Genomic DNA, 3,548 nt, shown 5'->3' with positions numbered 1-3,548 from the left:
CCACGGGAATATCTACGGCAGCAAGCCAGTAATGGGTTAAGTGATAACAGGTGTCTGGAAATATAGGGGCAAATCCAGCCAGCGCACTCGGGGTCGCAACGTTTCAGACCGCACTGATCTCCGCGCTATTGCTGTCTGGTTTACTTTGCGATCGCTTTGGTATCGGTGTCGACGAGAAAAAATACTTTACCCCTTATCGCATCATCGGTGCATTATTTGCGGTTATTGCTACGATTTTTGTTGTGTCACCTCAGTGGCATTCTACCTCTTTCATCTTACTTGCCATTCTTCCGTTCTTAGCTGGTTTGCTTGCAGGATGGCAGCCCGCTGGAAATGCAAAAGTAGCTGAAGCTACGGGATCCATGCTGGTTTCAATCACCTAGAATTTCATCGTTGGATTTTGTGTTTTAGGCACAGCGCTAGCTATTCGTGTCGCATTAGGGCACGTCACTGTTCAATTACCAGATGTCTGGTGGATGTATCTTGGCGGCCCGCTTGGACTAATGTCTATCGGTTTAATGGCCATTTTGGTCAGAGGTCTGGGGTTACTGATGCTGGGGGTTGCTTCAACGGCGGGCCAGTTACTGGGATCAGTATTGATTGACGTATTAATTCCATCGCTGGGCAATACCGTTTATCTGGTCACGATCATCGGAACACTGTTTGCACTGGTCGGTGCAATTGTTACCACTATTCCGGAATACAGAGCCTCGAAAACAATGAAGAAAATGGAGGTATAATCATGAAAGATTATCTACAAACTGTGACGGGCCCCGTCGCCCGTGAAGATATGGGGCTAACACTTCCTCATGAACATCTGTTCAACGATCTTTCCTCTGTTGTGGATGCTCCTTGCTATCCTTTTTCACAACAGCTTGTTGATAAAAAAGTCACGGCAGAAATCCAGTGGGCATTAAAACACGATCCTTATTGCTGCGCTGATAATATGGACCGCAAACCTATTGAAGATGTGATCTTCGAAATTAATAACTTTATCTCGCTCGGTGGTCGCACCATTGTTGATGCCACAGGGTCTGAGTCTATCGGACGAGATGCGCAGGCATTACGAGAAGTCGCATTAAAAACAGGTCTGAATATTGTTGCTTCCTCCGGTCCCTACCTGGAAAAATTTGAAAGCCAGAGAATTCATAAAACGGTTGATGAACTAGCGACAACGATCGATAAAGAATTGAATCAAGGGATTGGCGATACGGATATTCGTGCCGGAATGATCGGTGAAATAGGTGTCTCACCGACATTTACCGAAGCCGAGCATAACAGCTTGCGGGCTGCCTCGCTGGCACAGATTAACAATCCTCATGTGGCGATGAATATTCACATGCCGGGCTGGCTTCGTCGCGGTGATGAAGTACTCGACATTGTGTTAGGTGAAATGGGCGTCTCGCCAAATAAAGTCTCTCTCGCACACTCGGATCCGTCAGGAAAAGACGTGGCGTATCAGCGGAAAATGCTTGATAAAGGTGTCTGGCTGGAATTCGACATGATTGGCCTAGACATTACCTTCCCGAAAGAGGGAATAGCGCCAGGGGTGCAGGAGACTGCCGATGCCGTCGCTCATCTCATTGAGTTGGGATACGCCGATCAGCTTGTTCTCAGCCACGATGTCTTCCTTAAACAAATGTGGGCTAAAAATGGCGGTAATGGCTGGGGATTTGTTCCAGATGTTTTTCTGGCCTATCTGGCGGAGCGCGGCGTCGATAAAACGATCCTCAAAAAACTCTGTATCGATAATCCCGGACGATTATTGACCGCATAAAACCATTATCCCCCGGCACATTGCGCCGGGGGATGTCAATTAATACCCCGCCGTTAAATCATCCACCAAGCGCGAGTCGGATGCGCCGTACAACTCACCATCCGACCCAACCATAATGCTTTGCGTGCTGCCCATCGCCTCATTCAGCGCCACTTTCTGACCTTTTGCTTCCAGCAGCTTGAGCGTATCCGGACTAAACCCTTTTCAACACGCAGCTCGTCCGGCAACCACTGATGGTGGAAACGAGGCGCATTGGTCGCTTCGGCAACATTCATTCCACAATTGATGCTGTTCACCACCATTTGCGGCACGGTAGTGATGATCCAGCTACCGGTAACAAAGTGAGTACATAAAGGCCATACTGTCACGAACAGTGCAAAAGTGGCTCTTCCTCAACCTAGGTGAAGATTTTCATGCCAGTGGACTCATTACCCTCCGCCTAAGTAGTTCAAGTCCGGCTCGACCATACATCTGGCGTATCAGCACCTTCAGGCGATTTACATGACCTTCGACAACACCAGTACTCCAGCGACTGCTGATTGCCTCACATATAGCCGCAGCATCAGCTTCCATCCCCGCAGCTACGCACCGAAGTTCTGCTGAGCCGCTTTCGTGGACCCGAGTGAACCAGCTGCTTAGCTGTGATTTATTTTAGGTTTTCAGAATACGGTAGAACTCGAGTACCAGTTGCTGCGCTATTTTCAACTCCGGTTCTTTTTCACACATCAGACTAATAAATCGGAAAGCATAATTTTCTTCACCCCTGATTATTCTCCAGGGCATCAACCAGCGGCTTACCCGGGACACTGAAGGAAGTCTTGCGGCAGTAGTAACCGGTGGGATCCAGCCTTTATGCCATTTGGCAACAGCATCCCTGACGATGGTTTCACTGCCTGTAACCCCCCTGGCCACCATTTCCCGCCATATCCGGCCGGAGTTATAATTACCACATTCTCGTTGCTCTTTTAACCACTCCCTCCATGGGTCCAGAAGCCCTCGCTTTGGAGGCCTAGTTGACATTTCAGGGAATGTTCCTGAACCCACCCAGCGACTGACTGTCACTCGCGACAGGCCTGTAATACGGGATATTTCCCTGAAACTACATCCCTTGTTATGCAGGGCCATAACCTCTGTCCAACGCTGATGCCGTTTTTTGCGGATGTGCTGTTTAAGGCGTTCCAGACGACGGAGCGATGCTACAGGCACAGATATTTCTGGCTCAGGTGATTTCTTCAGTGATAACTCTCTGACAACAAGACGTATCAGAGGCATATATCTGTACATCATTCGTTCAGGCTCATCACCAATATTTTTTAGCAGGTGCCATCGATCGGCCACCTGTCTGGCCTGAGGTGCACCTTCACGTGCTGCTGTCGCATAGACTCCACTGCGATCACGCGAGACAACCTGTATTTCCGGATATTTTCTGAACCAGGTCGCCAGCGTACGCTGATCACGGCCGGGAAGCAGGACGAGGGGACGGTGAGTATCAGGATTGACTATTAACATACCGCAGCAGTGGCCCCGATGCCACGCCCACTCATCAATACCGACATGAGGCGCGCCTGACTGTTTCGTCTCCGGGGTATTGATAAGCCTGCGAAGAAGAGTATCAGCACTGCAACGGAGACCCACTGCCGTTGCAGCCCGTTTTCCAGCCTCACCTCCAGCTATTAATCCCAGTTGACGTTGTTAATTTTGTAACGCCTGTGAAGACTGCTGGTGTGAACTGGCGAAGGGAGCAAGCGACTCGGCAAAAATTTTACGTGAA

At 49.5% G+C, this 3,548-nt stretch carries 1 protein-coding gene and 3 pseudogenes; 2 read left to right on the top strand and 2 right to left on the bottom strand.

The features are described from left to right. Positions 1-77: 77 nt before the first annotated feature. Together BEB54_RS27830 and BEB54_RS27825 are read left to right on the top strand one after the other, a co-directional pair. A pseudogene (locus tag BEB54_RS27830) lies at positions 78-740 on the top strand (DMT family transporter); the annotation flags it as partial. A 2-nt stretch (positions 741-742) separates the two neighbouring features. Next, positions 743-1,777 carry a phosphotriesterase-related protein gene (locus BEB54_RS27825; RefSeq protein WP_000656344.1) on the top strand — a complete coding sequence of 345 codons (1,035 nt, stop codon included), beginning with the start codon at positions 743-745 and terminating at the stop codon, positions 1,775-1,777. 39 nt (positions 1,778-1,816) lie between these two features. Here BEB54_RS27825 and BEB54_RS27820 read toward each other — a convergent pair. Then, positions 1,817-2,109: pseudogene (locus tag BEB54_RS27820) on the bottom strand (gamma-glutamyltransferase); the annotation flags it as partial. A 79-nt stretch (positions 2,110-2,188) separates the two neighbouring features. Then, positions 2,189-3,548: pseudogene (locus BEB54_RS27815) on the bottom strand (ISL3 family transposase); the annotation flags it as partial.

Source organism: Escherichia sp. MOD1-EC6021, from assembly GCF_002965245.1.
In the GTDB taxonomy this organism is placed as follows: Bacteria; Pseudomonadota; Gammaproteobacteria; order Enterobacterales; family Enterobacteriaceae; genus Escherichia; species Escherichia coli_F.
Note: the sequence above shows the minus strand (reverse complement) of the source record. Positions and strands in the feature narration are given on the sequence as shown.

Excerpts from the sequence above, each read along its gene's own strand:
- BEB54_RS27825 (WP_000656344.1), top strand. The coding sequence starts at position 743 with ATGAAAGATTATCTACAAACTGTGACGGGCCCCGTCGCCCGTGAAGAT.